We start from the raw sequence: 23,280 nt of genomic DNA, 5'->3' as shown, positions 1-23,280 counted from the left end.
CGGCCTCCCTCGGCACGATGCGGTCGCCGTCCGCCCGGACCGTGCCTGCCCGGCCGGCGGTCCGCGCTCACCGGGAGTCTAGTGGTGCCGTCTCCGCGGGCGGCCGACCCGGAGAGGTAAGTCAAGCCTTACCTTCGAAGGGATGTGGCTGCATAGTGGAGGGCCGGGTCGAGGGGAAGGCGGCTTTTTGTCCCAGTCCAATGAGGTTGCCGCGGGGCAGGTCGAGGTGGAACAGGCCCGTGTGGCCGCCATGTACCGGGTGCTCGACGAGCGATTGACGGATGCACGGGTCCAGCTGGCGGACGTGCTGAGGTCATCGGTCGACAGCGCGGGCGAGGTGTACGCGCGCGATGTCGCCGCAGAGCGTCTGGCCGGTCAAATCCGTCGGCTGGAGGGTGCCGAGGAGGGGTTGGCGTTCGGCAGGGTCGACGGCGCGGACGGAACCGTCCTGCACGTCGGACGGCTCGGCCTGCACGTCGGTGACCGGGACCTGCCCCTGCTCGTCGACTGGCGGGCGGATGCGGCGCGGTCCTTCTACGAGGCGACGACCGTCCACCCCATGGGGCTGCGGCGGCGGCGACATCTGCGGGTCTACGGTCGTGCGGTACGTGCGGTGAGCGACGAGTTGCTGGATGGATCGCCGCCCGCGGCCGGCGACGTCGTCGGTGACGGTCCGCTGGCGGAGGCGCTGGAAGCACAGCGCACGGGGCGGATGCGTGCGGCGGTGGCGACCTTGCAGACGGAGCAGGACGCGATCGTGAGGTCCCCGCACCGGGGAGTGACGGTGGTGCAGGGCGGCCCCGGTACGGGGAAGACCGTGGTTGCGCTGCACCGGGCGGCATACGTGCTGTACGCGTTCCCGGGAGCGGCCGCGCGCGGTGTGCTGGTGCTCGGGCCGAACGCGCGGTTCCTCGATTACGTGTCCCAGGTGCTCCCTTCGCTGGGGGAGAACGGCGTGCTCCTGACGACGTGCGCGGAGCTGCCCGGGGCGGTGCCCGCAGCGGTGGAGTCGCTCGTCGTCGCGCGTCTGAAGGGGAGTGCCGCGCTGGCCGGGGCGCTCGCGGACCTGGTGCGTTCCCGACAGGCACCTGTCGGCGGCTTCGCGGTCCGGGTGGGCCGGCAGTCGGCCCGGCTGGAGAGCGTGGAGGTCGCAGGGGCGCGGGAGGCCGCGCTGGCGAGCGGTCTGGCGCACAACCCTGCGCGGGAGGCGTTCAAGGAGCACCTGATCGGCGCGGTCACGGACGCCCTGGAGCGCGATGCCGTCGAGACCCTCGAACGCATCGATGCCGAGCTCGCCGAGAGTACGGGCCTGGACCTCGACGCCGCGGCCGCAGCCGATCTGCGGGCCCTCGGCTTCGACGAAGCACCGACCGCGGATCCGGCCGAGGTGTTCGATGCGGACGCCGTCCGTGCGGACCTCGCGGGCGACGCCCACGTCGACCGTGCGGTGGAGGCGCTCTGGCCGCGGCTGACACCTGACGCGGTCGTACGCACCCTGTTGGCGGACGCGCGCACGTTGGCGAGGCACCTGCCCTCGCTCACCGGCGACGACCGGTCCCGGCTGGTGCGTTCGCCCGACGCCCCCTGGACGGATGCCGACGTGCCGCTGCTGGACGAGGCGGCGGCCCTGGTGGACGGTTTGCCGGAGCGGTCGTTCGGGCACGTCGTGGTCGACGAGGCCCAGGAACTGACCGCGATGCAGTGGCGGATGGTGATGCGCCGTTGTCCGGCCAGGTCGATGACGCTGGTGGGTGACTTCGCCCAGGCGGGCCCCGCGACGGCGGCGAGCGACTGGTCCCAGGTGCTGGGCCCGCATCTCGGCAGCAGGTTCTCCCTGCACACGTTGACCGTCAGCTACCGCACGACCCGGGAGATCCTCGCGAGCACGCACGGCCTGCTGGCGCGGATCGCCCCCGGTCGGACCCCGAGCCGGGCGATCCGCCACGGCGACGCTCCCCGCCACCTCGCTGCCCGCCCGCACTCCGTCGCCACCACGGTGGTCGGGGAGCTCCGGGCGCAGGCGGCAGCGCACCCGGGGGACCTGCTCGGCGTGATCTGCGCGGACGCCCGAGTCGCGGAGTTGAGGTCGGCGGACGTCGCGCGGTGGGCGCGTCTCGTGCCGGCTTCCGAATCCCGGGGCCTGGAGTTCGACGCGATCGTCGTCGTCGCCCCGGAGGAGATCGCGGCAGCCCGACCCTGCGGCGAGCGCGACCTGTACGTCGCCCTCACGCGTGCGACCAAGAGACTGTGCACCATCGCCGTCGTCACGGCGTGAACAGCTCACCCCGGGGCCGGATCAGCGAACCGGTTCGAGGCGCGCGTACACCGTCACCCGTCGCCCACGGACCTGCCGGTCCGCCACCACGGCGAAGTGCTCCTTGAGCACGGACGCCTTCGCCCTGTCCCGAGCGGTCCACGGCGGCTTCGCCACCCCCGTCGCATCCGTGACCAGCAGGACGCGCCGCTGGGCCAGGATCGCGGCCCGGATCGGGGCCTCGTCCGCCTCCCTGCCCTTCAGCGTCCCGGACTCCTCCGGCCCCTTCACCAGGGCGATGTCCCGCAGACCGCTGAAGGCGCCGGGGGAGAGCGCCTCGGTGTCGCGGCGTTCCGCCGGCATGAAGAGCACGGCGTCCCCGTTCCGCTTCAACTGCCGTACCTCCACGGCTATCGCCACGACGTCGTCCACCCGACTCGCCGGGGACCGCTTGGCCAGCGACTGCGGCAGCAGCGCCCCTGCGGTCAGGGCGACCACCACGGGCAGCAGCCAACTCGACGCCCCGGGGAACCGTGCGCCGGCCGCTCGGGCCGCCGCGTCCAGCGCGGTCCCGATCAGCAAGGCCAGACCCACCATGCTGAACAGGACGTACCGGTCCAGGAAGAGCGGCTTGACCAAGGAGAGGGAGACGAGGCCGAGTTGCGGCACGGCGAGCAGGGGGAACCCGACGGCGGCCGCCGACGGCCGGCCCGCCCGGGGCCGGTCCAGCAGGGCCCCCAGTCCGCCGATCGCCAACAGGACCGCCGGGCCGATCATCATGTGCCAGGTCAACGGCGGTATCCAGGCGACCTGCTGGGACTGGCTCCGGGAGAACAGGACCAGTGGCAGCACACCCGCCACGGCGATGGTCGAGGCGGCTGCCCAACGCTTCCACGTGCCGCGCGGTGCCCGGGTCCACACCAGGGTCACCAGGTGGGCGGGCAGCACCAGCAACGACAACCAGTTCAGCAGCCCGCACAGCAGGACCGCGGTGCCGTACGCGGCCCAGTACGGCGACCGGTCGGGCCGCTCGAATCCGGCTGCCAACAACAGGGTGGAGAGCGCGACCCCGGCCGTGACCAGGGCGTACGGTCGCCCCTCCTGGAGGTGGAACTGCACGGCCGGGAGCAGCCCGAGCACCAGTCCCGCGCCCAGTCCGGCCCGGGGTCCGACCAGCCGCTGACCGAGGACCGTGACGCACGCCGCGGCGACCGCGACGGCCAGCACGGACGGCAACCGCAGGGTCGTGGTGCCGGGCCCGAACACGTCGAAGAGCGCGTGCATCACCAGGTAGTAGAGCCCGTGCACGGCGTCGACGTGCTCCAGCGTGTGCCAGATCTCCGCGGTGGAGCGCTGGGCCACCTGCCAGGTCGCCGCCTCGTCCCGCCAGACGCTGTCCTGCCGGGAGAGTCCCCAGGCGCCGAGGACCAGGGTCCACACCGTCGGGAGCAGCCAGAGGGGTGCACGGATCCTACGGACGGCGGTGTGGGAAGTCATGAAGGTGCTGGGCCCCGTGGAAGTGGCGCGGACCGTGGTCGGCGGTCCGCGGACGTGCAGGAAACGCGGTCGGTCCGGCCGCGGATCGCGGGCGGGTGCGACGCGGACGGACGCACCCGTCCCCCTGGTGGTGGCGGCCGGTGCGCAGGAGTCTATCGACGGCGCCGGGCCGGTGTTCCCCCGCCCCGGGCAGGGGCCGCCTCCGACCTCGTTGATGGCATGATCCCGGGCATGGACCGCATGACCGCAGCCGCCGACGGATCGTCGAAGGGGAACCCCGGGAGAGCAGGATGGGCGTGGGTGATCGCCGACGAGCAGGGACGACCGGAGCGCTGGGAGGCCGGCCCGCTGGGCACCGCCACCAACAACGTCGCCGAGCTCACCGCGTTGGAGCGCCTGTTGGACGCCACCCCGGCGCGCACCCCGCTGGAGGTGCGCATGGACTCGCAGTACGCCATGAAGGCCGTGACCCAGTGGCTGCCGGGCTGGAAGCGCAACGGTTGGCGGACGGCCAGCGGCGGCCCGGTGGCCAACCGTGAACTCGTCGAACGCATCGACGCCCTGCTGGCGGGCCGTGAGGTGGAGTTCGTCCACGTCCGGGCGCACCAGCAGGGCGGTGACCTGCTGAACGCCATCGCCGACCAGGCCGCGAGCGACGCGGCCGACACCCAGCAGGCCGGGGGCACCGCGCGCGGCCACGACCTGCCCGTCCCCGATCCGCAGCGGGCGGGCGCCCCGCGCCCTGCGGCACGACGGTCCGGGACCCCGCGCAAGCGGAGCGCGCCCCCCGCGCGCACCGGCGGCGCTCGGGTCATCACCGCGAAGTTCGCCGGCCGCTGCCCGTGCGGCACCGCGTACGCGGCAGGCAGCAAGATCGCCAAGGTGGGCGGGGGCTGGGGGCATCCGGGATGCCGCACGGAGGGGCAGGAGGCGTGACCGTCCCCGGGCGCCGTCCTCACCGCCGGGCGGTGCGGACGGACCGGGGCCCGGGGGCTTGGGAACAGAGTTCGAGTTCGTCGGAACCGTGGGCCCGACAGCGTTCCAGGGCGTCCACGGCCACCACGTACCAGGGCGCGGGCCGTGCGTCGGGCGGGTCGGCGGAGACGACCAGGTGCCTGACCGTGCCGTGATGGGGCTCGCCCAGTATCCGGACCCGGGTGGCGGGGGCCAGGGCCACCCGGACCAGGTGCCGGACGGCGACGGGATCGGGCGGTGCCTCGTACCGTGCGACGGCGGCGTGGAAGCCGAAGCGGTACGTGCTCCGGCCCGTGCGCCGCAGGTGGACCAGGGCCTCCACCAGGAGGCGCCGGTGCGGGAGGGGCCCCGGCAGACCGTGGGCACGGTGCAGCAGGTGTTCCAGCTCGGCGCGGGAGAGCCCGTCGAGGGCGCGGTGGAGGCGGGTCGGGGCCGTCGCCAGCAGCACGGCGTCCCCGGGAACGGCGCTCACGTCGGTGCTCCCCGCTCAGACCGTGAGCGCGTACACGGCGCTGCGGGGGGTCTGCGCGACCCTGCGCCAGCCGGTGAAACCGGCCTGCCGGGCGAGGTCGCGCAGCCGCTCCTCCCCGGCGTGGTTGCCGAGGGCGAGGGGCCCGTTCTGGGCCGCGGCCGCGGGCAGGCAGAGCGCGGTGGACAGCGCCATGAACAACCGCCCGACGGGATGGGCGTTGGACTGCGGGTCCTCCCCGGCGTTGGGCTCGACGAGCATCACCGCCCCGCCCGGTGCGAGCAGCCTGCGGACGCCCCGCAGCGCGGCGAGCGGATCGCCCATGTCGTGCAGGCAGTTGAAGAGGGTGACCAGGTCGGCCGCCGGGAGGCCGGAGTCCAACTCCGCGGCGGCGAGCACGTGGAAGTGGGCGCGGTCGTCCAGACCGCGTTCCTCGGCGATGATCCTGGCCCGCTCGACGGACGCGTGGTGGTAGTCGTAGCCGTGGAAGGTCGAGCGGGGATACGCGTCGGCCATGAGCAGGGTGGAGTAGCCCACCCCGCACCCCACGTCCGCCACCGTCGCGCCGCGGGCGAGGCGTTCGGCCAGGCCGTCCACGGCCGGGATCCACTTCTGGACGATGTTGGCCCGGTAGGCGGGGCGGAAGAACCGGGCCACCGCCTTGAACATGCGCGGCGGGTACTCGCTCCAGTCCACTCCGCCGCCCCGCCGGAAGCAGTCCGCGAGCCGGTCCTCGACGGCGAAGAGGCTGCCCAGCGCCCCGAAGATGCCCACCGCCGCCTGCGGGGCGTCCGCTTCGGCCAGGACGAGCGCATGGGCGTCCGGGAGCGCGTAGCGCGGCGGGCCCGCCGCGTCGTGCGTCGTGCGGACGTATCCCGATCCCGCCTGGGTGTGCAGCCACTCGCGGACGTATTGCTCCTGGGTGGAGGTGCGGGCGGCGAGTTCGGCGGGGCTCAAGGGGCCGGCGCCGGCCATCGCCCGGTACAGTCCGAGCCGGTCGCCCAGGGAGACCGAGAGCGCGGTGGCGGCCGTTGCGGCGTCCGCGAGGACGGTGTCGGAGAAGGCCGCCGCGGCCTCGGCCAGCCCCCGGTCCGGCGGGGCGCCCACGGCCGTCGCGTGTGCGGACGCGGTGGCGGCGGCTGCGGGGGCCCGTTCGCTCGCCGGCCGGGCGGCGGGGGGAACGCCGGCTTTGGAGGAGGCCAGTTCGGCGAGGGCGTCGGTGAACGTGTCGACCTCCTCCTCGGTGGTGTACAGGTGGAAGGAGGCACGGGCGGTGGCGGGGAGGCCGAAGCGCACGCAGGCCGGCTTGGCGCACAGGTGGCCGACCCGGATGGCGATGCCCCTCCGGTCCAGGTGCGCACCCACCTCGTCGGGGTACAGGTCCCGCACCGCGAAGGAGATGGCAGGACCCCGGTCGAGGGTGTCCGGGGGGCCCACGATCCGCACTCCGTCCAGGGCGTGCAGTGCGTCGAGGGCCCGGGCGGTCAGCCGTCGCCCGTGCTCGGCGATCGCGTCCCGGCCCAGCCCGTCGAGATAGGTGCAGGCCGCCGCGAGCCCGACCATCTGGGCGATCACCGGAGTCCCCGCCTCGAAGCGTTGGGGCGGATCGGCGTACTCCGCGCCCGTCATGGACACGGAGTCGTTCATCTCGCCGCCGGTCAGGAAGGGCGGCATCGCGGCCAACAGTTCCGGCCGTGCCCAGAGCACGCCGATCCCGGTCGGCCCGCACATCTTGTGGCCCGAGAAGGCGAGGAAGTCCACGCCCAACTCCTGTACGTCCACGGGCATGTGGGGCACCGACTGGCAGGCGTCCAGGACCGTCAGCGCGCCCACCGCACGGGCGCGGGCCACCAGCACGTCCACCGGGTTGACCGTGCCGTACACATTGGACTGGTGGGTGAAGGCGAAGACCCGGGTGCGCTCGTCGACGGTCCTCTCCAGGCCGTCCAGGTCGAGTCGCCCGTCGGGGGTGATGGTGAGCCAGCGCAGTTCGGCCCCGGTGTGCCGGCACACCTGCTGCCAGGGCATCAGGTTGGAGTGGTGCTCCATCTCGGTGATCACCACGTTGTCCCCGGGACCCAGCGCCAAGGACCGCAACTCGCGGGGCGCGTGGGAGGCGTTCATCATCGCGTAGGCGACCAGGTTCAAGGCCTCGGACGCGTTCTTCGTCGTCACCACGGATTCGGGTGCCGCACCGATGAAGGCGGCGATCCTGGCCCGGGCCCGTTCCAGCAACTCCGTGGCCTCGTCGGCCAACGCGTGGTGACTGCGGTGCGCGTTCGCGTTGTGCAGCCGGTAGTAGTCGGCCTCCGCCTCCAACACCGCGGTGGGCTTCTGCGCGGTGGCCGCACTGTCCAGGTAGACGAGGGGCAGCCCGTCGTGGACGGTGCGCTGGAGGACGGGGAAGTCCTTCCGGATCACCGCCGCGTCCAGGGGCGCGGAGGGCCGCCCGGGGGCGGCCGGTTCCGTGACCGCCCGGTGCGCGGCGCAGGTACAGGAACGGGGGAGCGGAGCGGAAGGATTCACGGGGTGCCTCCGTGGGGGTGTCGTCCGGCAGGAAGGACGGAACTCCCCGCTCCCTCGGGTGGGGACGGGAACGGGGTTGTGCGGGGGTCGTGTCACCTTGCCCCGGCGGACGGGTGCTGTCACGGTCCGTCCGGCCCGGAAGCGGGAAGCGGCCCGGAAGCGGGAAGCGGACCTGGGCGTGAAGCGCGCTTCCTGCCGCGGGGGACCCGGCGGGCCCGCCCGGGACGACGCAACTCGGCTGGAGGGCAACGGTGTTCCTGTCGAAGGCTGATTTCCTCCTCGTTCGGATGCATGACACCGTCCTCCTGCGGAAGACGTGAACCGCCTGCGCGGTCCGTCTCTGCGTCGACCGGCGCACCGCCCTCACCGGGGGCGGAGCGCCGTGCCCGGGTGCCGGACCCGGCCGCCGCCGTCCGCGCTGGTCGCGCCGGGGACCCGCCGATCGGCGGGCGTGCAGGGGGCGTGGAGCGATGCCAGGGCTCCGCCGCCCTTCGGCATCCGTGCGGTTCCGGCCGCGGAGCAGGGCGGGCCGACCGGGCACTTGGGCTCGGACCCATGCCCTTGGCATACTTCCTGGTCCACTCGGGACGACCGTGCACACCACCGGGGGGTGGATCCGATGACACCGCCGAGGACGCCCAACGTCGCGCTCAGGGGCCTGCTGGGAACCTGCGGCTGGAGCGGGGGACGGCTCGCCCGGGAGGTCAACCGGCTCGGCGCGGAGGTCGGCCTGGGCCTGCGGTACGAACGGACCTCGGTCGCCCAGTGGCTCCGCGGGAGCCGGCCGCGCGACCCCGTGCCCGAGCTGGTCGTCGAAGCGTTCGCCCGGAGGTTGGGTCGCCGCGTCACCCCGGAGGAGGCCGGGTTCGCGCAGCCGCCCGCCCCGCAGCCGCCGCTTCCCTCCGCCGGACCCCTCGCCGCACTGGTGACCTGCGACGACCCGGCGGCCCGGTGCGGATACTCGCTGGCCGACCTGGTCGCACTGCCCCGCCGACTCAGCAGCCCCGCCTCGGCGACGGACCGCGCCGGACCGGTCCTCGTCCGCGGAAGCGTCCGATCCCTGCGCGCCATGACGGAACTCTTCGCCCGCAACGCCTACACCATCGGCTCCCGCCCGGTCCGCCAACCCCTCGTCGACTACCTCGCCGAAGCCGTCGCGCCCGACACGGACGCCTCCGCCCGCCCCGAGACCCGCCGGCAGACGATGCGGGCCGTGGCCACCCTCACCCGGATCTGCGGTTCGGTCCACTACGACGACGAACTCCACGGAGTCGCCCAGCGCGCCTATCTGACGAGTGCCGACCTGGCCGCCGGCGGCGGAGACCGCGAAGCCGTCGCCAAGGCGCTGCGCATGCTCAGCATGCAGGCGCGCTGGCTCGGCCACTACCAGGTCGCCACCGACCTGGCCCGCACGGCACTGGAGTACGGGCGGGACGCAGACGGCAAGCAACGAGCCCTGCTGATAGGTCAGTTGGCCGCGGCCAGCGCCGCCAACGGCGAGCACGAGGCAGCCCGTTCCGGCATCCGCGAGGCGCGGAGGCAGATCGCGGAGGTCGCCCGGGGGTCGGACGCGGCCGTGCACCTGGTACGGGCGCACGTCGACTACTACGAGGCGCTCACCCACTACCACGGCGGCGACGCCCCGGCGGCGATCCGGGCCCTCCGGCAGGGCGTGCACACCTGCCCGGCCGGCTTCCCGTGGCCGCGCTCCTTCATGCTGGCCCGGACCGCCGAACTCCAGGTTCGCCGGGGCCAGGTGGAAGCCGCCTGCGCCAGTTGGGCGGCGTTCCTCGACGAGAGCGCGACGCTGTCCTCCGCGACCGTCGACACGGCGGTGCGCCAACTGCACGGGCACCTGCGCCCGCACGGTCGCCACCCGGCCGCGGCCGAGGTCCTGCGGCGTGCCGCGCTGCGCTCCCGACTCGACCTGCCCTGGTCCGCCGGCACCTGAACCCGCCCGCAGAACGGGCGTTCCCCTACCGGGGGTTCGACGGTCCCGCCCGCAGCCGGGCCGTGCGGTCACTCGGTCGAGTGGTCGAGCTCCCCGCCCGGACGGTCGTGCCGTGTCGGACCCGGGAGTGCGCCGATCATGCTCGGGTGATGTTGCCCCGCCGCAGCGCCGCCCGACACGTGCTCCCCGTCGTGGCCGCCCTCAGCCTGTTGTCCTCGTCGCCCGCCCCGGCCGCGACCCCCGCCGCCCCCGCCCCCGTGGGCGGCACCCCGCTCGGCGCCGCACCGGCGCCCCGTCCGGTGACCCCCGCCGAGGTCCGGACCGACGCCTTCCTCCAGTCGGTCCGTCAGGACCCGGACCGTGCACGGGAGTTCTTCCACCGGATGCCCAAGGGCGGGGAACTGCACAACCACCTGTCCGGGGCGGTCTCCCCCGAGTACCTGATCCGGCTGGCCGCCGAGGACGGCCTGTGCATCGACACGGCCACCCTCACCGCACTCGCACCGCCCTGCGGCCGGGGCACCCGGCCGGCCGCCGACGCGCTGACGGACGGGGAGTTCCGCGAGGCCGTGGTGCGCGCCTGGTCCATGCAGGACTTCCCCCCGGACGGCAACGGCCACGACCACTTCTTCGACACCTTCGGGAAGTTCGGCGAGGTGACCTGGCGACACCGCGGCAAGCTCCTCGCCGAGTACGCGGACGTCGTCGCACGCCAGAACCAGTCGTACCTGGAGACGATGGTCAGCCCGGCCTCGGAGGAGGCGAAGGAGCTCGCCGCCGAGGTCGGTTGGGACGCAGACCCCGCCGCCCTCCACCGCAAGCTGCTGCGGGAGGGCAAGCTCGACGCGGTGGTGGCACGTGCCCGCCAGGAGGCGGACGACGCCGACGCCGAGTTCCGCACCGAGGCGCGCTGCGGCACCGACCGGGCCCGCCCGGGCTGCGGGGTGACGGTGCGGTGGATCTCCCAGGTGTCCCGGGCCAGTGCCCCGGAGCGGGTCTTCACCCAGATCGCCCTCGGGATGCGGTTGGCCGAACGGGACCGGCGGTTCGTGGCGATCAACCTGGTCCAGCCCGAGGACTGGGAGACCTCCCTGCGGGACTACCGCCTCCAGATGCGGATGATCGGATACCTGCGCGGGGTCTACCCGCGGGCCCACGTCACCCTGCACGCCGGCGAACTCCGGCCCGGCCTGGTGAAGCCGGCCGACCTCGCCTTCCACGTCAAGGAGGCCGTCGACGTGGCCCGCGCGGAGCGGATCGGACACGGGGTGGACCTCGTCCACGAGGACGACTGGCAGGGCACCGTGCGCACGATGGCCGCCCGGGAGGTCGCCGTGGAGGTGCCCTTCACCAGCAACGCGCAGATCCTCGGGGTCCGGGGCGCCGAGCACCCCTTCGAGACGTACCGCGCCCACGGCGTGCCGGTGGTGCTGGCCACCGACGACCCGGGGGTGTCCCGCATCGACATCAGCCACGAGTACCGGTACGCCGCCGACACCTACCGGTTGGCCTACCGGGACCTGAAGGACCTGGCCCGCGCCTCCCTGGAGTACGCGTTCCTGCCCGGGGCCAGCCTGTGGCGGGGCAACCCGACCACCGGCGGATACCGGCCGGTCGACGCCTGCCGGGGCGAACGCCCGGGCACCTGGGCCCGCTCGGGGGAGTGCCGCCGACTGATCGAGGAGAGCGCGAAGGCCCGGCTGCAATGGCGGCTGGAGACCTCCTTCGCCGCCTTCGAACGGGCCCACGCCACCCCGAGCCGCTGACCGCCGCCCGGCCCTGCGGGGCCGGGCCCACGAGGCCGGGCCCCGGTCCGCGGCGCCCCGCGGACCGGGGCCCGGCGTCCGCCCGGGGGATCAGCGGGCCGGGGCGGAGGCGAGCGCGGCGAGCCGGTCGCCCCGCGCGGTGTCCCCGCGGAGGTTCGACGGGAACGCGGCGGGTCACCCGAGCGCGTCCGCGCCCCCCTCGACCCACACCGTCAGGTGCGAGGGGCGGTCCGCGTCCATGTGCACGGTGTTGGTGGCGACGACGGTGCGACGGGCCGCCGCTTCCGGCTCCCCGGTGTTGGTGTTCACGTCGAAGCGCGGGAAGTTGCTGGAGGACACGTCGAGCCGGATGCGGTGGCCGGCGGCGAACCGGTTGGCCGTGTCCGGAGCCGTCACCTCGATCTCGTACACCTCGCCCGGGGCGAGCGGTTCCGGCTTCTCGAAGGAGCGGCGGAACCGGCAGCGCAGGATGCCGTCGGTCAGGTTCACCGCGAACCCGTGGGGGTAGTCGGCGTTGGGCGGATGGACGTCGACCAGCTTGATCGTGAAGTCCGTGTCCGGCGCCGTCGACGAGATGTGGAGCCTCGCCGTCACGGGACCGGCCAGCACCACGTCGCGCGTCAGGGGCCCGGTGCTGAGGCTGATCACGTCGGGCCGCGAGTCCAACGGCAGGTACGGTGCCGTGGCCCCGTGCACCCGGGCGTCCGGGGCGTTCTGGTCGTAGGCGCCGCCCGTCATCACGGGTTCGCCCGAGGTGACCTGGCCGCCCATGGTCGGCACCGGACGGCGCGGGTCGAAGTCGTAGCTCACCGACGCGGCGGGCGCCGTTGGCGGGACGGGGGTCAGTCCGCCCCCGGGGGTGAGGTACAGGGCCACGGGGCTCGTCGTGGAGGGCGGCCACTGGACGTCGGTGCGCCAGGCGCCGCCGTGCCGCATCCGGCCGGCGGAGTCCCGACGGCCGTCGCCGCCCCCCATCAGGAAGTACTGGACGGCGGGCAGGTCGCCCTCCGCGGCGTGGCTCCGACCGAGCGCCCGGTCGAACCAGCGGCGCCGGAACTCCAGGTAGGACGGGGCGAGGTTGCCGTCCAGGGTGGCGGCCGGGCCGAAGTCCACGTCCCCGGCGAACGTGTCGCAGCGGTGCCCGTGCGTCCACGGGCCCATCACCAGGTACGAGGGCGCCGCCTTCAGCTCCTGGAGGGCGGTGAAGTTCTCGATGGTGGAGCGCACGTAGGGGTCGTACCAACTGCCCAGGTGCAGGCTGGGCGCGTCGGGGAACCGGTCGTAGTGGCCCCGCCCGTACAGCGCGGGGTTGCGGTAGTAGTCCCCGAACGCGTCCTGGCGCCACTGCTCCAGCAGGAAGTCCTCGTACGCGGGGAGGTGCCGCAGGGGGGTGCAGCCCGGGCGCCAGGGCATCGCCCCGAACCAGCCCGCCACGTCGACCCGCCGCAGGGCCTCCGCCAGCACCGGGTCCGCCGCCGCCTCCGGGCTCCGCACCGCCTGGCGCAGCGCCCAGGTCGCCTGTTTCAGCTCGAAGGCGCCGCCCATCCGCATCCCCGCGTCGTACGCGGAGGAGAACCCGCCCGAGTCCTGGAACATGGCGACCAGCCCCTCCGCCCCCTCGGCGGCAGCGGCGGCCTGGCAGTGGGCGGAGTAGGACACGCCCGTCATCACGACCCGACCGTCGCACCAGGGCTGCCGGACGATCCAGTCGATGGTGTCCACTCCGTCCGGACCCTCCCCGAGGTACTTGACGAACGTCCCCTCGGAGTCGCCCCGGCCCCGGCAGTCCTGGCGCACCACGTGGTAGCGGGCGTCGGTGAAGTGGCGCGCGATGTCCTCGGGCGACGGAAGCACCCCGGCCCGGTCCTGGTCCGAGCCGCGCTGGGCGCGCCGACCGTACGGGGTGCGCTCCAACAGCACCGGCAGGGCCACTCGTTCCGGCTCGGGGGAGGCCGAGTACAGGTCGGCGGCGAGGCGGACGCCGTCCCGCAGGGGCACGCGCAGCGCGCGCCGCCACAGGGCGCCCCCCATCAGGGGCTCGGTGCGGTCGGCTGCGGGGGAGTCGTTCGAGGTCACGCCGGTGACGCTAGACAGTGGCCCAGGTCATGGCGATCACTTGACCTCATCAGGTCAACTGTTCCGCCGGACGGTGACGGGACCGGACGCGGGACCTACTGTGCAGCGCAGCCCAGGAAAGCCCCGCGAGCCGTCACGACGGTGTGTGCGCGGCACTGGGACCCCGATGCGCATCGCTTGCGGCGTGGCCGCGCCATGTCCCGTTTCGCCGTTGTCTAGGAGCCCCGCCATGAGCAGTCCCGCCCCCAGCACCTCACCGGTGCCACCCGCCGAACCCGAGAAGGGCGGCCGTGGCTCCCGGATGCTCGACCTGGTCGAGCGCGCGGGCAACGCGCTGCCGCACCCGTTCTGGCTGTTCTGGATACTCTTCGCCGTCGTGGCCGTCGCCAGCTGGGCGCTGAACGCCAGCGGCCTGGAGGTGAAGGACCCGTCCTCCGGCGACATGGTCGGCGTGCGCAGCGCGCTCTCCTCGGAGGCCGTCCGGGACCTGATCACCGGGTCCAAGGAGTCCTTCGTCACCTTCGGCCCGCTGGGCACCGTGCTGCTGGTGATGCTCGGCGTCGCGGTCGCCGAGCGCTCGGGCCTCTTCGAGGCGATGGCCCGCCGGATGCTGTCGGGCCTCTCCCCGCGCACCGTGGTGCTGGGCGTCGCCCTCGGCGGTGTGCTCGGCAAGTTCCTCTCCGACTCCGCCTACGTGGTCCTCATCCCGCTCGGCGCGGTGGCGTTCCGGGCCGTGGGGCGCTCCCCGATGCTCGGCATGATCGTCGCGTTCGTCTCCATCAACGCCGCGGGCGACGCCAACCCGCTGATCGCCCCCGGTGACGCGCTCTTCGCCGAGGTGGCCACCGAGGCCGCGCAGATCATCGACAAGGACATGGTGGTCCGCCCGACGGACAACATGTACTTCACCACCGTCTCGGCCTTCGTCCTGGCCGGCACCATCGCCCTGGTCGTGGACAAGATCCTCGCCAAGCGCGAGCACCACCTGGTCCCCGACGCCGACCTGGAGGCCGCCGCGGCCCGTCAGGTGGTCGCCGCCAAGGTGGACGACGCGACCGAGCTGCGCGCCCTGAAGCTGACCGGTGCCGCCGTGATCGGCTACGCCCTGCTGATCGTCCTCGCGATGTGGCCCGCCTCCTCCCCGCTGCGCGGCGAGGGCGGCGCGATCGTCGAGTCCACCTTCATGGACTCCATCGCGGTCTTCCTCACCCTCTTCTTCCTGGTCATCGGTACCGTGTACGGCTGGTTGACCGGGCAGATCAAGGACAGCCAGGCGATCCCCGCCTTCATGGCGGAGGGCGTGCGCTCCATCGCGCCGCTGCTGGTGCTGTTCTTCGCGGTGTCCCAGTTCCTGGCCCTGTTCAAGTGGACCGGCATCGCCACGGTCGTCGCCGTCGAGGGCGCGGACTTCCTCAAGGAACTGGGTGCGCCCACCCTGGTGCTGTTCTCCGTGCTGATCGTCGCGATCGCCCTGCTGAACCTGGTCATCACCTCCGGCTCGGCCCTGTGGACCCTGGTCGCCCCGGCCCTGGTCCCGATGCTGATGCTGATCGGCACCAACCCGGCCACCACCATGGCGCTGTACCGCATCGCCGACTCCTGCACCAACTCCATCACCCCGATGAGCACCTCGTTCATGCTCTGCGTCGGCTACCTCCAGACCCTGCGCCGCAAGGCCGGCATCGGCACCCTGGTCTCCTTCACCCTGCCCGTCGCCATGATCATGCTGGCGGTCTGGACGGTGCTCTTCTTCGTCTGGTACGCCCTGGGCATCCCGCTGGGCCCGGGTGCGCCGGTGCGCTGAGGCGCCGTCGTACGCTGACCGTGTGAGCATCGTCCTCGACCTCGGAGGGCTCGGCCCCGCAGACCTGGCGGCCGGGCCCTCCGCGCTGTCGGAACTGATGGCGAGCCTGCACGTGCTCGCCGAACCGGAACACCACCCGGAGGCCGCCGACTGGACGGCGCGCGCCACCGCGGCGGGCCCCGGGCTGCGGGACGAGCTCTCCCTCTTCGCCCCGCTGTGGGCCCGCTTCCGCTGCCGGCTGTTCTTCCCCCGGACCCTGCCCCTTGCGGGCGACCTGGACGAGGAACTCGCGGAGATCGGGGCGCTGTCGGCCGAGGAGTTCCTGGAGCTGGTGGCGCCCGGCGTCCTGGGCACCACCGCCGAGCCCGCCCCGGCCCCCGGTGAACTGCGGGCCGGCACCACGACGGGCGAGGCGTACGTGCGTCGCTGCCTGCGCCGTTCCTACGCCCGCGGCGAGCTGGCGCGGCAGCTGCTGGCGGCCCCGCTGGACCTGCGGGACCGGTTGCTGGAGGTGCTGCGGGCGGCCGATGCGGCGTTCTTCGCGGAGGACTGGCGCTCGCTGCGGCCCGCCCTGGAGGACCATGCGCGGGAGGTGCGCCGGCGGTTGGCGACCCGGCCGCCGGCGCAGGTGCTCGCCGAGCTGCTGCCGACGGCGGTCAAGGTCGGCCCGGGGGAGCGGGTGCGGTTGGACAAGCTCCAGATCGACGAGGTGAAGGTGGCCCCGCGCCCCCTGGTCCTGGTGCCGTCCGCCCGGGTCTGGCCGCACCTGACGGTCAAGGACGAGCACCCGTCGTGCGTGGTGGTCCAGTACGCGGTGCGCGGGTCCGCCCCGGACGAACAGCTGACCCTGCGCGATCTGCACCAGCGGCTGATGGCGTTGACCTCGCCGGCCCGGATGGAGCTCTGCCGCCACCTGCTGGGCGAACCCATCACCACCTCGGAGCTCGCCGCCCGCCTGGGGTCCTCCGAACCCCAGGTCTCCCGGGCGCTGCGCACCCTGCGCGAGGCGGGCCTGGTGCGCTCGACCCGGGACGGGAAGCTGGTCCGGCACCGGCTGGCGACGGACGTGATCCGGCGGCTCGGCCAGGACGTCCTCGCCACCGTGGCGCGCTGAACCGGTGGGGCGGACGCGTCCGCCCCACCGACCTCACGCGGGCACGGGCAGGGCCACCTCCGGCCCGTCGGCCCGGGTGCCCCACCGGGTGCGGGCACAGGTGAGGACCGCGTACCAGCGCACGCAGCGCAGGACGGTCGCGGCCCACAGCAGGGCCACCGGAGTCAGCAACCAGGTGCCGACCTGGTGGGCCGTCGTCTCGTCGTCGCGTCGAACGGTGAGGTAGCGCAGGGCCTGGGCGTAGCCGAGGGCCAAGGGCACGGCGAGGACCCAGGGGGAGGGGGCGCTGCCGTGCAGGGCGTGCAGGACGGCCAGCCAGACGATCGCCCCGGTGCACACCAACTGGAGGAACCAGCGCAGCAGTTGGGCGATGTACGCGGGGTGGGTGAGGGGGAGGTAGCGGCTGCGCCACAGGGAGCGGATCGTGGAGCCGCGCATCCACCGCAGGTACTGGCGGAGGTGGTGGCCGGTGCGCTCGGGCATGGCGGTGAGGGCGATCGCGCTGGACTGCTGCACCACGCGTCCCTTGAGCAGGGCGAAGAGGGTCAACAGGGAGTCGTCGGAGAACTGCACGGGACGGCCGAGGAAGCGTTCGGTGAGGTAGGCGTCGAGGTTGTCCCGGAGCACGGGGGTCCGGTAGGCGGCGAGGCTGCCGGGGGCGACCATGACCGCGCCCAGCGGCGAGAGCGCGGAGCGGTCGACGAGTTGGTTGGCGACGAAGTACAGGTCGGTGACGCGGGACAGGAAGGTGGCCCGGTGATTGGCGGCGAGGACCAGTCCTGCGCAGCCCTGCACCCGGGGGTCGGCGAAGGGCTGGAGCACCTCGTGGATCGCCTCGCGCACCAGGGTGGCGTCGGAGTCGACCGTGACGATGACGTCCGGGTTCCCCGCCTCCGTGAGGGCCAGGGCCTGGGCGTGGCGCTTGCCCCGGTTGGGGGTGCGCTGCCAGGTGGTGCGGATGCCGGCCTCGCGCGCGTGAGCGGTCCACCACGTCCGCAGGTCGGCGTAGTCGTGGGCCGAGCCGTCGTCGACGAGGTGGACGGCGTCGGGTCGGCGGGTCTGGGCCGCGAGCGCGGTGAGGGTGGCGCGCAGATAGGCGGGGTCCTCGTTGTAGACGGGGACGAGCACCGCCACCCGGAGCGAGGCGGTGGCCGAGGCCGCGGCCCGGTGGGGGCGCTCGCAGGCGTACAGGACGCTCTGGAGCAGCAGGATGCCGCCGACCGGCCCCCACAGCCAGGCGTGCGACCAGCCGGGTCCGTCGATCACCGCGGCGGCTTCCAGGCTCCGCACCGCCGCCCACACGCCGGCGACGACCAGGGGGAGGGCCGCGGCGGCCAGGAGGGCGCCCGAGCGCCTGCCGACCTCCGGCGCCGGCGTCATGACGGGGGACGTTCTCTGTGGAAGGCCCAACGGATGAGGACGGCACCGGAGACGACCAGCAGCGCGGAGACGGCGACCAGCCACTCCACGGCCAGGGAGAGGCCGCCGATTGCCACCGTGCCCATGCCGGTGTGGGCGAGTTTGTGTCCGTACATGAGGGGATGCTCCCAACCGATGGTGTGATGATCCGATGGACATCCTCGTGCGGTGGGGTCGACGGACCCGGTCGCCGTGCTGTGCGGCCTCGGAAAATCGAGCCGCGATCACCCGGACGGGCGTCGGGGGGCGGTGCCCGGTGCCGCCGTCGGATCGAGCGGAGCATCCCGGTATGGTCCCGTCGCATGACGGAAAAGCGACACCGGGAGCCCCCCGTCCGCCTCTGGGGGGCGCCCGTCCTGGAGCCCCAGGAGTGGATACCGTACGTTCCCTCCACGGGGCACTGGGTGGAGTCCCCGTGGCTCCTGACCACCAGCACCTTCGTGGCGGACGACGCGACGGAGTGGGGGTGGACGTCCCATCCGGAACCCGAACTGCTCTGGTCGGCCACGGGCAACGTGACCGTCGAAGCAGCCGATCACGTCTGGCTGGTGCCGCCCGCGCTGGGCATCTGGCTCCCCGCGGGCATGCCGCACCGGGTCAAGGCCAGCGCGGGTGCGGTGACGTACGCCACCTACCTCAACCCCGAGTTGACCCGGACGTTCTGGCACACCGTGACCGGAATCCCGTTGAGCCGACTGCTGCGGGAGATCCTCCTCCACAACCAGCGGGAGGCCATGCCGGACGAGGAGCGACTACGGCTCCAGCAGGTCGGGGTGGACCTCATCCGCCCGGTGCAGGCAGCGTCCCTGGACATCCCCCTCCCCAAGACCCCGGGGCTGCGGATCATCGCCGAGCGGATCATCGCCGACCCCGCCGACGACCGGACGACCGAGGAGTGGGCGCGGGAGTTGGGGGCGAGCGGTCGCACCCTGATGCGTTGGTTCCAGCGGGACACCGGGATCAGCCTCACGCAGTGGCGCATCCTGGTCCGGGTGCGGTCCGCGCTCATCGACATCGCGGCGGGCACACCGGTCGTGGCGGTCTCCCGGCGTCTCGGGTACGCCAATCCGAGCACCTTCATCGACCTCTTCCGCCAGGTGACCGGACACACTCCCGCCGCCTACTTCCGGTCGGTGAGCGGGACGGACGAGAGCGCCCCGTTACCCCGGGTCCCTCCGGGTCCGTCCGTCATGTCGTGAAACCGGAACAAAGTGTCGCCATACCCTCATGGGATCGGGGTTACCTTACTTAGGTAAGCCTGCCCTAAGCCCCGCACGGCTCCTTCTTCGTGCCTCCGGGGTCTCGAAGGAGAACGATGACACGCCGTACCACCCGCGGACTCCGCCCCAAGGGGTTCCGGTTCCTCACCCTGACCGTGGCGAGCGCAGCCGTGCTGCTCACGAGCGCCTGCTCCAGCGACGGCACCCCCGCGTCCTCGAAGAGCGCGGAGGCCGGGACCCGCACGGTCACCGACATCGCCGGCAAGGTCGAGGTCCCGGCCGAGCCCCAGCGCATCGTCTCCGTCGACTTCTACTCGCCCGCCACCCTGGTGGACCTCGGGATCAAGCCGGTCGGGGTCGTCGAGGGCTTCGACGACCCCGACCCCAACCTGCGTCCCGAGCGCTACCACGAGGCTCTCAAGAAGACCCCCACCATCGGCACCTACTACGAGCTCAACGTCGAAGCCGTGGCGCGGCAGAACCCCGACATGATCTTCGCCGAGACCCGGTTCCTCCGGAAGGGCGAACTGAAGCGGCTCCAGGGCATCGCCCCCGTCGTCCAACTCGACGCCTCGGGCGTCGGTGCGTGGGAGGAGCGGACCCTGATGATCGCCTCCGCCGTCGGCAAGGCGGACGAGGGCAAGAAGCAGCAGGCCGCGTTCCGCGAGCGGGCGGACGAGGTGAAGAAGGAGTACGCGGACGTCCTGGCGAAGCACACCATCGCGGTGTTCGCCCACGGCCAGGACCGCACGACCTGGGGCACCTACCCCACCGGACACTTCTACGTCGCCGCCTGGGACGCCGTGGGAGCCAAGTTCCGTCCCTTCACCGAAGGCGAGCACAAGGGCGAGGCCGGCACGGTGAGCGAGTGGCTGTCCCTGGAACGGATGGGGAAGCTGTCGAACGCGGACGTCCTCCTCCACGGGTACGGCCTCGGTGACTTCGTCACCTCCCTCGACAAGAACGAGGTGTGGAAGAAGCTGCCGGCGGTCAAGAACGGCCTCGTCTTCGAGAGCACCCCCGCCGCGGTCGTCTCCTCCTTCGACTGGGGCCGGGAGACCCTGGACCAGGTGGAAGGCATCCTCGCGAAGATCGACGCCAAGGACGGGGAGTGACCGCCCCCGGCTACGTCCTGGCGGAGGTGTCCGCGGTGCGGCGCCTGTCCCCGGGAATGACCCGGATCACGCTCCGCAGCGAGACCCTGGGCAACTACCCCTCGACCCGGGTCGGTGACGAGTACGTCCGCGTCCACTTCCCCGAGGAGGGCGCCCAGCCCCTCCTCCCGGAGGTCGACGAGGACGGCAACTGGCACTATCCGGAAGGCCGCCATCCCCATGCGGCCCCCTACACGATCCGCCGCTTCGCACCGTCCGCCGGCGAAGTGGACATCGACTTCGTCCTGCACGGGCACGGCCGAGCGGCGGGGTGGGCCACCGGTGCCCGGCCCGGCGACCGGATCGTCTTCGGCGCCCCGCGGCGCCTGTACCGGCCACCCGCCGAGGCGCACCGACAGGTCTTCGTCACCGATGCCACCGGACTCCCCGCACTGGGCCGGCTGCTCGAACAACTGGACCCCTCCGTGGAGGCGACCGCCGTCGTCGAGGTCGCCGAGCCCTCGCACGCGATGACGCTCACCAGCCCCGCCCGCCGGCTCGACGTGCGATGGGTCCCCGGCCGGGGCAACGGGGTCGGCCCCAGCGCCATCACCGAGACGCTGCGGTCGCTGCCCCTGGCACCCGGCACCTATGTGTGGGTGGCGGGCGAGTCCAGGGAACTGCGCACGGCGCGGCGGTACCTGCGCCACGAACTCCGGCTGCCGGCCGAGTGGTACCAGGTGATCGGCTACTGGACGGACCGACAGGAGGAGTGGCTCGCCCGCCGTGCGGCCCTGGACGCGGAGTCCCGGGCCCGACTGCGGGATGTGTGGGAAGGCGTCGAGGACGAGGAGGTCGGACGCGACCTCTACGACATGCAGTTGGAGCGTCTCGGGCTATGAGCACCCAAGCCACCGCCGCCCCGGCGGGGCGGCCCGACCGGCTCCAGGCCCCGCCGGCCGGGCCGTCCCACCGGGGCGGCGGACAGGACGACCGGCACCGATCGGGGCTGGTGCACACCCACGCCGCCCGTGCGCTCGGGCTCGCCGTCTGCCTCGCCGTGCTCGTCGTCTGCCTGGTGACGAGCCTGACCTTCGGCGCCAAGTCGATTCCCGTGGCGGACGTGTGGAGCGCGTTGACCGCCTACGACGGATCGGAGGACGCCTACATCGTGCGGGACATGCGGGTGCCGCGCGCCCTGCTGGGCCTGTTGGTGGGAGCGGCCCTCGGGGTCTCCGGAGCGCTGATCCAGGCCCTCACCCGCAATCCGTTGGCCGACCCCGGCATCCTCGGCGTCAACGCGGGCTCGGGGTTCGCCGTCGTCCTGGGCGTCGCCTTCCTCGGTCTGACCACCACCGAGCAGTACCTGGGCATGGCCTTCGCGGGTGCCGTCACCACCACCACGTTGGTGTACGTCCTCGGGTCGGCCGGTCGGGCGGGCGCCACCCCGATCCAGCTGACGCTCGTCGGGGTGGCGCTCAGCGCGGTGCTGGCCGGCGTCTCCGCCGCCGTGACCCTGCTGTACCCCGAGGTCTTCGACGACCTGCGGGGTTGGGCGGCGGGATCGCTCGGGGCCGGCGGATGGGACGTGTTGTGGACCGTGCTGCCCTTCATCGGAGCCGGTCTGCTGCTGTCCCTGGTCGCCGCTCGGTCGTTGAACGCCGTCGCCCTCGGCGACGACCTCGCCCGTTCGCTGGGCGCCGGCATCGGCCGCACCCGGGTGACCGTGGTCGTCGCCGTCACCCTGCTGGCCGGTGCCGCCACCGGGGCGGCCGGACCCATCGGCTTCGTGGGGCTGATGATCCCCCACGTCGTCCGCTGGTTCGTGGGCCCCGACCAGCGGTGGATCATGCCGTACACCATGGTCTGCGCGCCGATCCTGCTGACGCTCTCCGACGTCGTCGGCAGGGTCGTCCTCAGCCCGCAGGAACTCCAGGTCGGCATCGTGACCGCGTTCATCGGCGCCCCCGTGTTGATCCTCCTCGTCCGGCGCAGGAAGGCGAGCGAACTGTGAGCCCCCCGTCCGTGGACTTCGGCCGGGCCGTGCTGGTGACCCGCGGCCCGCGCTGGTCGTTGCGGTGCGATGTGCGCACCCTCGTCGTCTGCGCGGTCTTCGCCGCGCTCGCCGCGATCACCGTGCTGGCCACCGTCACGTACGGCACCTTCGAGATCCCCCTGGGCGAGGTCCTCCGCGTACTGACCGGGGGCGGCATGGAGGGCAACCGGAAGATCGTCCTGGAGTGGCGGCTGCCGCGCGCGCTGCTGGCGGTCCTCCTCGGCGCGGCCCTGGCCGTCGCCGGTGCGATCTTCCAGTCGGTGAGCAGGAACCCCCTCGGCTCGCCGGACGTCATCGGCTTCTCCTCCGGCTCCTACACCGGTGCGCTGGTCGTCATGCTGCTGACCGGAGGCGGCTACTACCAGGTGGCGATGGGGTCCCTGCTCGGCGGCATCGTCACGGCGTTCCTGGTGTTCGTCCTCGCCTACCGGCAGGGGACGCGGGCCTTCCAACTGATCATCGTCGGCATCGCGATCTCCGCCATGCTCGGCGCGTTCAACACCTGGCTGGTGTTGCGGGCCGACATCGAGGAGGCCATGCTGGCCGCGGTCTGGGGCGGCGGTTCCCTGAACAGCCTGGGGTACGAGCAACTCTGGCCCGTCGCGGGGGTCCTGGCAGTCCTCCTCCCGCTGACCCTGGCCGCAGGTCCCGCCATGCGGCAACTGGAACTCGGCGACGACGCGGCGACCGCGCTGGGCACCCGCACCCACGCGGTGCGGCTCACCGTCGTGGTCCTCGGAGTGGCGCTCACCGCACTGGTGACCGCAGCGGCCGGGCCCATCGCCTTCGTGTCCCTCGTGGCCCCGCAGATCGCCCGCCGTCTGGCCCGCGCGTCCACCGTCGCCCTCCTGCCCTCGGCGATGGTGGGGGCGTTCCTGTTGGCCCTGGCCGATCTCGTCGGTCAGCGTCTGTTCGCCCCGGTCCAGCTCCCGGTCGGCATCGTCACCGTGTCGATCGGTGGCCTGTACTTCGTCTGGTTGCTGGTGCACCAGGCCCGGCGCACCGGCTGAACGGGCGGGGCCCGTGCGGCCCCGCCCGTTCAGCCGGGCACCCGGCGGG

General features: G+C 73.2%; 17 protein-coding genes. 11 read left to right on the top strand and 6 right to left on the bottom strand.

Translation table 11 applies throughout. From position 1 onward, the window contains the following. Positions 1 to 187: 187 nt before the first annotated feature. On the top strand, positions 188 to 2,275 hold the full coding sequence (locus tag ABT092_RS10700; RefSeq protein WP_351242077.1) for a HelD family protein: 2,088 nt from the start codon (positions 188 to 190) through the stop codon (positions 2,273 to 2,275). Between the two features lie 21 nt (positions 2,276 to 2,296). Here ABT092_RS10700 and ABT092_RS10695 read toward each other — a convergent pair whose 3' ends face one another. After that, a complete protein-coding gene (locus ABT092_RS10695; RefSeq protein WP_351242075.1) occupies positions 2,297 to 3,751 on the bottom strand; it encodes a glycosyltransferase family 39 protein in 1,455 nt (484 codons plus the stop codon). A gap of 231 nt (positions 3,752 to 3,982) precedes the next feature. Here ABT092_RS10695 and ABT092_RS10690 point away from each other — a divergent pair, with 231 nt between their 5' ends. Beyond that, complete coding sequence (locus tag ABT092_RS10690; protein ID WP_502968417.1) at positions 3,983 to 4,687, top strand: ribonuclease H family protein; 705 nt, start codon at positions 3,983 to 3,985, stop codon at positions 4,685 to 4,687. 19 nt (positions 4,688 to 4,706) lie between these two features. Here ABT092_RS10690 and ABT092_RS10685 read toward each other — a convergent pair whose 3' ends face one another. Together ABT092_RS10685 and ABT092_RS10680 are read right to left on the bottom strand one after the other, a co-directional pair. Continuing rightward, entirely contained in the window at positions 4,707 to 5,198 is a 492-nt protein-coding gene (locus tag ABT092_RS10685; RefSeq protein ID WP_351242071.1) for a hypothetical protein, read from the bottom strand. A gap of 15 nt (positions 5,199 to 5,213) precedes the next feature. Next, positions 5,214 to 7,721: a SufS family cysteine desulfurase gene (locus tag ABT092_RS10680; protein ID WP_351242069.1), complete on the bottom strand. Its 2,508-nt coding sequence runs from the start codon at positions 7,719 to 7,721 to the stop codon at positions 5,214 to 5,216. Positions 7,722 to 8,340: 619 nt separating this feature from the next. Between ABT092_RS10680 and ABT092_RS10675 the strand changes: the two genes are divergently transcribed. Both ABT092_RS10675 and ABT092_RS10670 read left to right on the top strand, forming a co-directional pair. Then, positions 8,341 to 9,672 (top strand): NsdA family TPR-like regulatory protein, encoded by a 1,332-nt coding sequence (locus ABT092_RS10675; RefSeq protein ID WP_351242067.1) that lies wholly within the window; start codon positions 8,341 to 8,343, stop codon positions 9,670 to 9,672. A gap of 149 nt (positions 9,673 to 9,821) precedes the next feature. Next, a complete protein-coding gene (locus ABT092_RS10670) occupies positions 9,822 to 11,438 on the top strand; it encodes an adenosine deaminase family protein (RefSeq protein WP_351242105.1) in 1,617 nt (538 codons plus the stop codon). 174 nt (positions 11,439 to 11,612) lie between these two features. Here ABT092_RS10670 and ABT092_RS10665 read toward each other — a convergent pair whose 3' ends face one another. Beyond that, on the bottom strand, positions 11,613 to 13,514 hold the full coding sequence (locus tag ABT092_RS10665; protein ID WP_351242065.1) for a CocE/NonD family hydrolase: 1,902 nt from the start codon (positions 13,512 to 13,514) through the stop codon (positions 11,613 to 11,615). 229 nt (positions 13,515 to 13,743) lie between these two features. On the opposite strand from ABT092_RS10665, the gene ABT092_RS10660 reads away from it, so the two are divergent. Together ABT092_RS10660 and ABT092_RS10655 are read left to right on the top strand one after the other, a co-directional pair. Beyond that, positions 13,744 to 15,318: an AbgT family transporter gene (locus ABT092_RS10660; RefSeq protein ID WP_351242063.1), complete on the top strand. Its 1,575-nt coding sequence runs from the start codon at positions 13,744 to 13,746 to the stop codon at positions 15,316 to 15,318. A gap of 22 nt (positions 15,319 to 15,340) precedes the next feature. After that, complete coding sequence (locus tag ABT092_RS10655) at positions 15,341 to 16,432, top strand: ArsR/SmtB family transcription factor (protein WP_351242061.1); 1,092 nt, start codon at positions 15,341 to 15,343, stop codon at positions 16,430 to 16,432. 33 nt (positions 16,433 to 16,465) lie between these two features. On the opposite strand, the gene ABT092_RS10650 is transcribed toward ABT092_RS10655, so the two are convergent. Both ABT092_RS10650 and ABT092_RS10645 read right to left on the bottom strand, forming a co-directional pair. Further along, positions 16,466 to 17,812 carry a glycosyltransferase gene (locus ABT092_RS10650; RefSeq protein WP_351242059.1) on the bottom strand — a complete coding sequence of 449 codons (1,347 nt, stop codon included), beginning with the start codon at positions 17,810 to 17,812 and terminating at the stop codon, positions 16,466 to 16,468. After that, positions 17,809 to 17,967, bottom strand: coding sequence for a hypothetical protein (locus ABT092_RS10645; protein ID WP_351242057.1), 159 nt, complete (start codon positions 17,965 to 17,967; stop codon positions 17,809 to 17,811). The genes ABT092_RS10650 and ABT092_RS10645 overlap by 4 nt, the downstream gene beginning before the upstream one ends. A 186-nt stretch (positions 17,968 to 18,153) precedes the next feature. Between ABT092_RS10645 and ABT092_RS10640 the strand changes: the two genes are divergently transcribed. The 5 genes from ABT092_RS10640 to ABT092_RS10620 all read left to right on the top strand — a co-directional run bounded on the left by ABT092_RS10640 (position 18,154) and on the right by ABT092_RS10620 (position 23,231). Continuing rightward, positions 18,154 to 19,050: an AraC family transcriptional regulator gene (locus ABT092_RS10640; RefSeq protein ID WP_351242055.1), complete on the top strand. Its 897-nt coding sequence runs from the start codon at positions 18,154 to 18,156 to the stop codon at positions 19,048 to 19,050. A gap of 116 nt (positions 19,051 to 19,166) precedes the next feature. Further along, positions 19,167 to 20,186, top strand: a complete 1,020-nt coding sequence (locus ABT092_RS10635; protein ID WP_351242053.1) for an ABC transporter substrate-binding protein — start codon at positions 19,167 to 19,169, stop codon at positions 20,184 to 20,186. Beyond that, positions 20,183 to 21,067 (top strand): siderophore-interacting protein, encoded by an 885-nt coding sequence (locus tag ABT092_RS10630; RefSeq protein ID WP_351242051.1) that lies wholly within the window; start codon positions 20,183 to 20,185, stop codon positions 21,065 to 21,067. Before ABT092_RS10635 ends, ABT092_RS10630 begins: the two co-directional genes overlap by 4 nt. Further along, complete coding sequence (locus tag ABT092_RS10625; protein ID WP_351242049.1) at positions 21,064 to 22,179, top strand: iron chelate uptake ABC transporter family permease subunit; 1,116 nt, start codon at positions 21,064 to 21,066, stop codon at positions 22,177 to 22,179. Before ABT092_RS10630 ends, ABT092_RS10625 begins: the two co-directional genes overlap by 4 nt. Further along, positions 22,176 to 23,231, top strand: a complete 1,056-nt coding sequence (locus ABT092_RS10620) for a FecCD family ABC transporter permease (RefSeq protein ID WP_351242047.1) — start codon at positions 22,176 to 22,178, stop codon at positions 23,229 to 23,231. Before ABT092_RS10625 ends, ABT092_RS10620 begins: the two co-directional genes overlap by 4 nt. Positions 23,232 to 23,280: the final 49 nt, after the last annotated feature.

This window comes from Streptomyces sp. NPDC002490, from assembly GCF_040296045.1.
Classification (GTDB): domain Bacteria; phylum Actinomycetota; class Actinomycetes; order Streptomycetales; family Streptomycetaceae; genus Streptomyces.
The sequence above is the reverse complement of the archived record's forward strand: the minus strand, read 5'-3'. Positions and strand labels throughout refer to the sequence as shown.

Coding starts and splice junctions, on each gene's coding strand:
- ABT092_RS10670 (WP_351242105.1), top strand. CDS start 9,822: ATGTTGCCCCGCCGCAGCGCCGCCCGACACGTGCTCCCCGTCGTGGCC.
- ABT092_RS10675 (WP_351242067.1), top strand. CDS start 8,341: ATGACACCGCCGAGGACGCCCAACGTCGCGCTCAGGGGCCTGCTGGGA.
- ABT092_RS10625 (WP_351242049.1), top strand. CDS start 21,064: ATGAGCACCCAAGCCACCGCCGCCCCGGCGGGGCGGCCCGACCGGCTC.
- ABT092_RS10660 (WP_351242063.1), top strand. CDS start 13,744: ATGAGCAGTCCCGCCCCCAGCACCTCACCGGTGCCACCCGCCGAACCC.
- ABT092_RS10690 (WP_502968417.1), top strand. CDS start 3,983: ATGGACCGCATGACCGCAGCCGCCGACGGATCGTCGAAGGGGAACCCC.
- ABT092_RS10645 (WP_351242057.1), bottom strand. CDS start 17,967: ATGTACGGACACAAACTCGCCCACACCGGCATGGGCACGGTGGCAATC.
- ABT092_RS10695 (WP_351242075.1), bottom strand. CDS start 3,751: ATGACTTCCCACACCGCCGTCCGTAGGATCCGTGCACCCCTCTGGCTG.
- ABT092_RS10650 (WP_351242059.1), bottom strand. CDS start 17,812: ATGACGCCGGCGCCGGAGGTCGGCAGGCGCTCGGGCGCCCTCCTGGCC.
- ABT092_RS10635 (WP_351242053.1), top strand. CDS start 19,167: ATGACACGCCGTACCACCCGCGGACTCCGCCCCAAGGGGTTCCGGTTC.
- ABT092_RS10640 (WP_351242055.1), top strand. CDS start 18,154: ATGACGGAAAAGCGACACCGGGAGCCCCCCGTCCGCCTCTGGGGGGCG.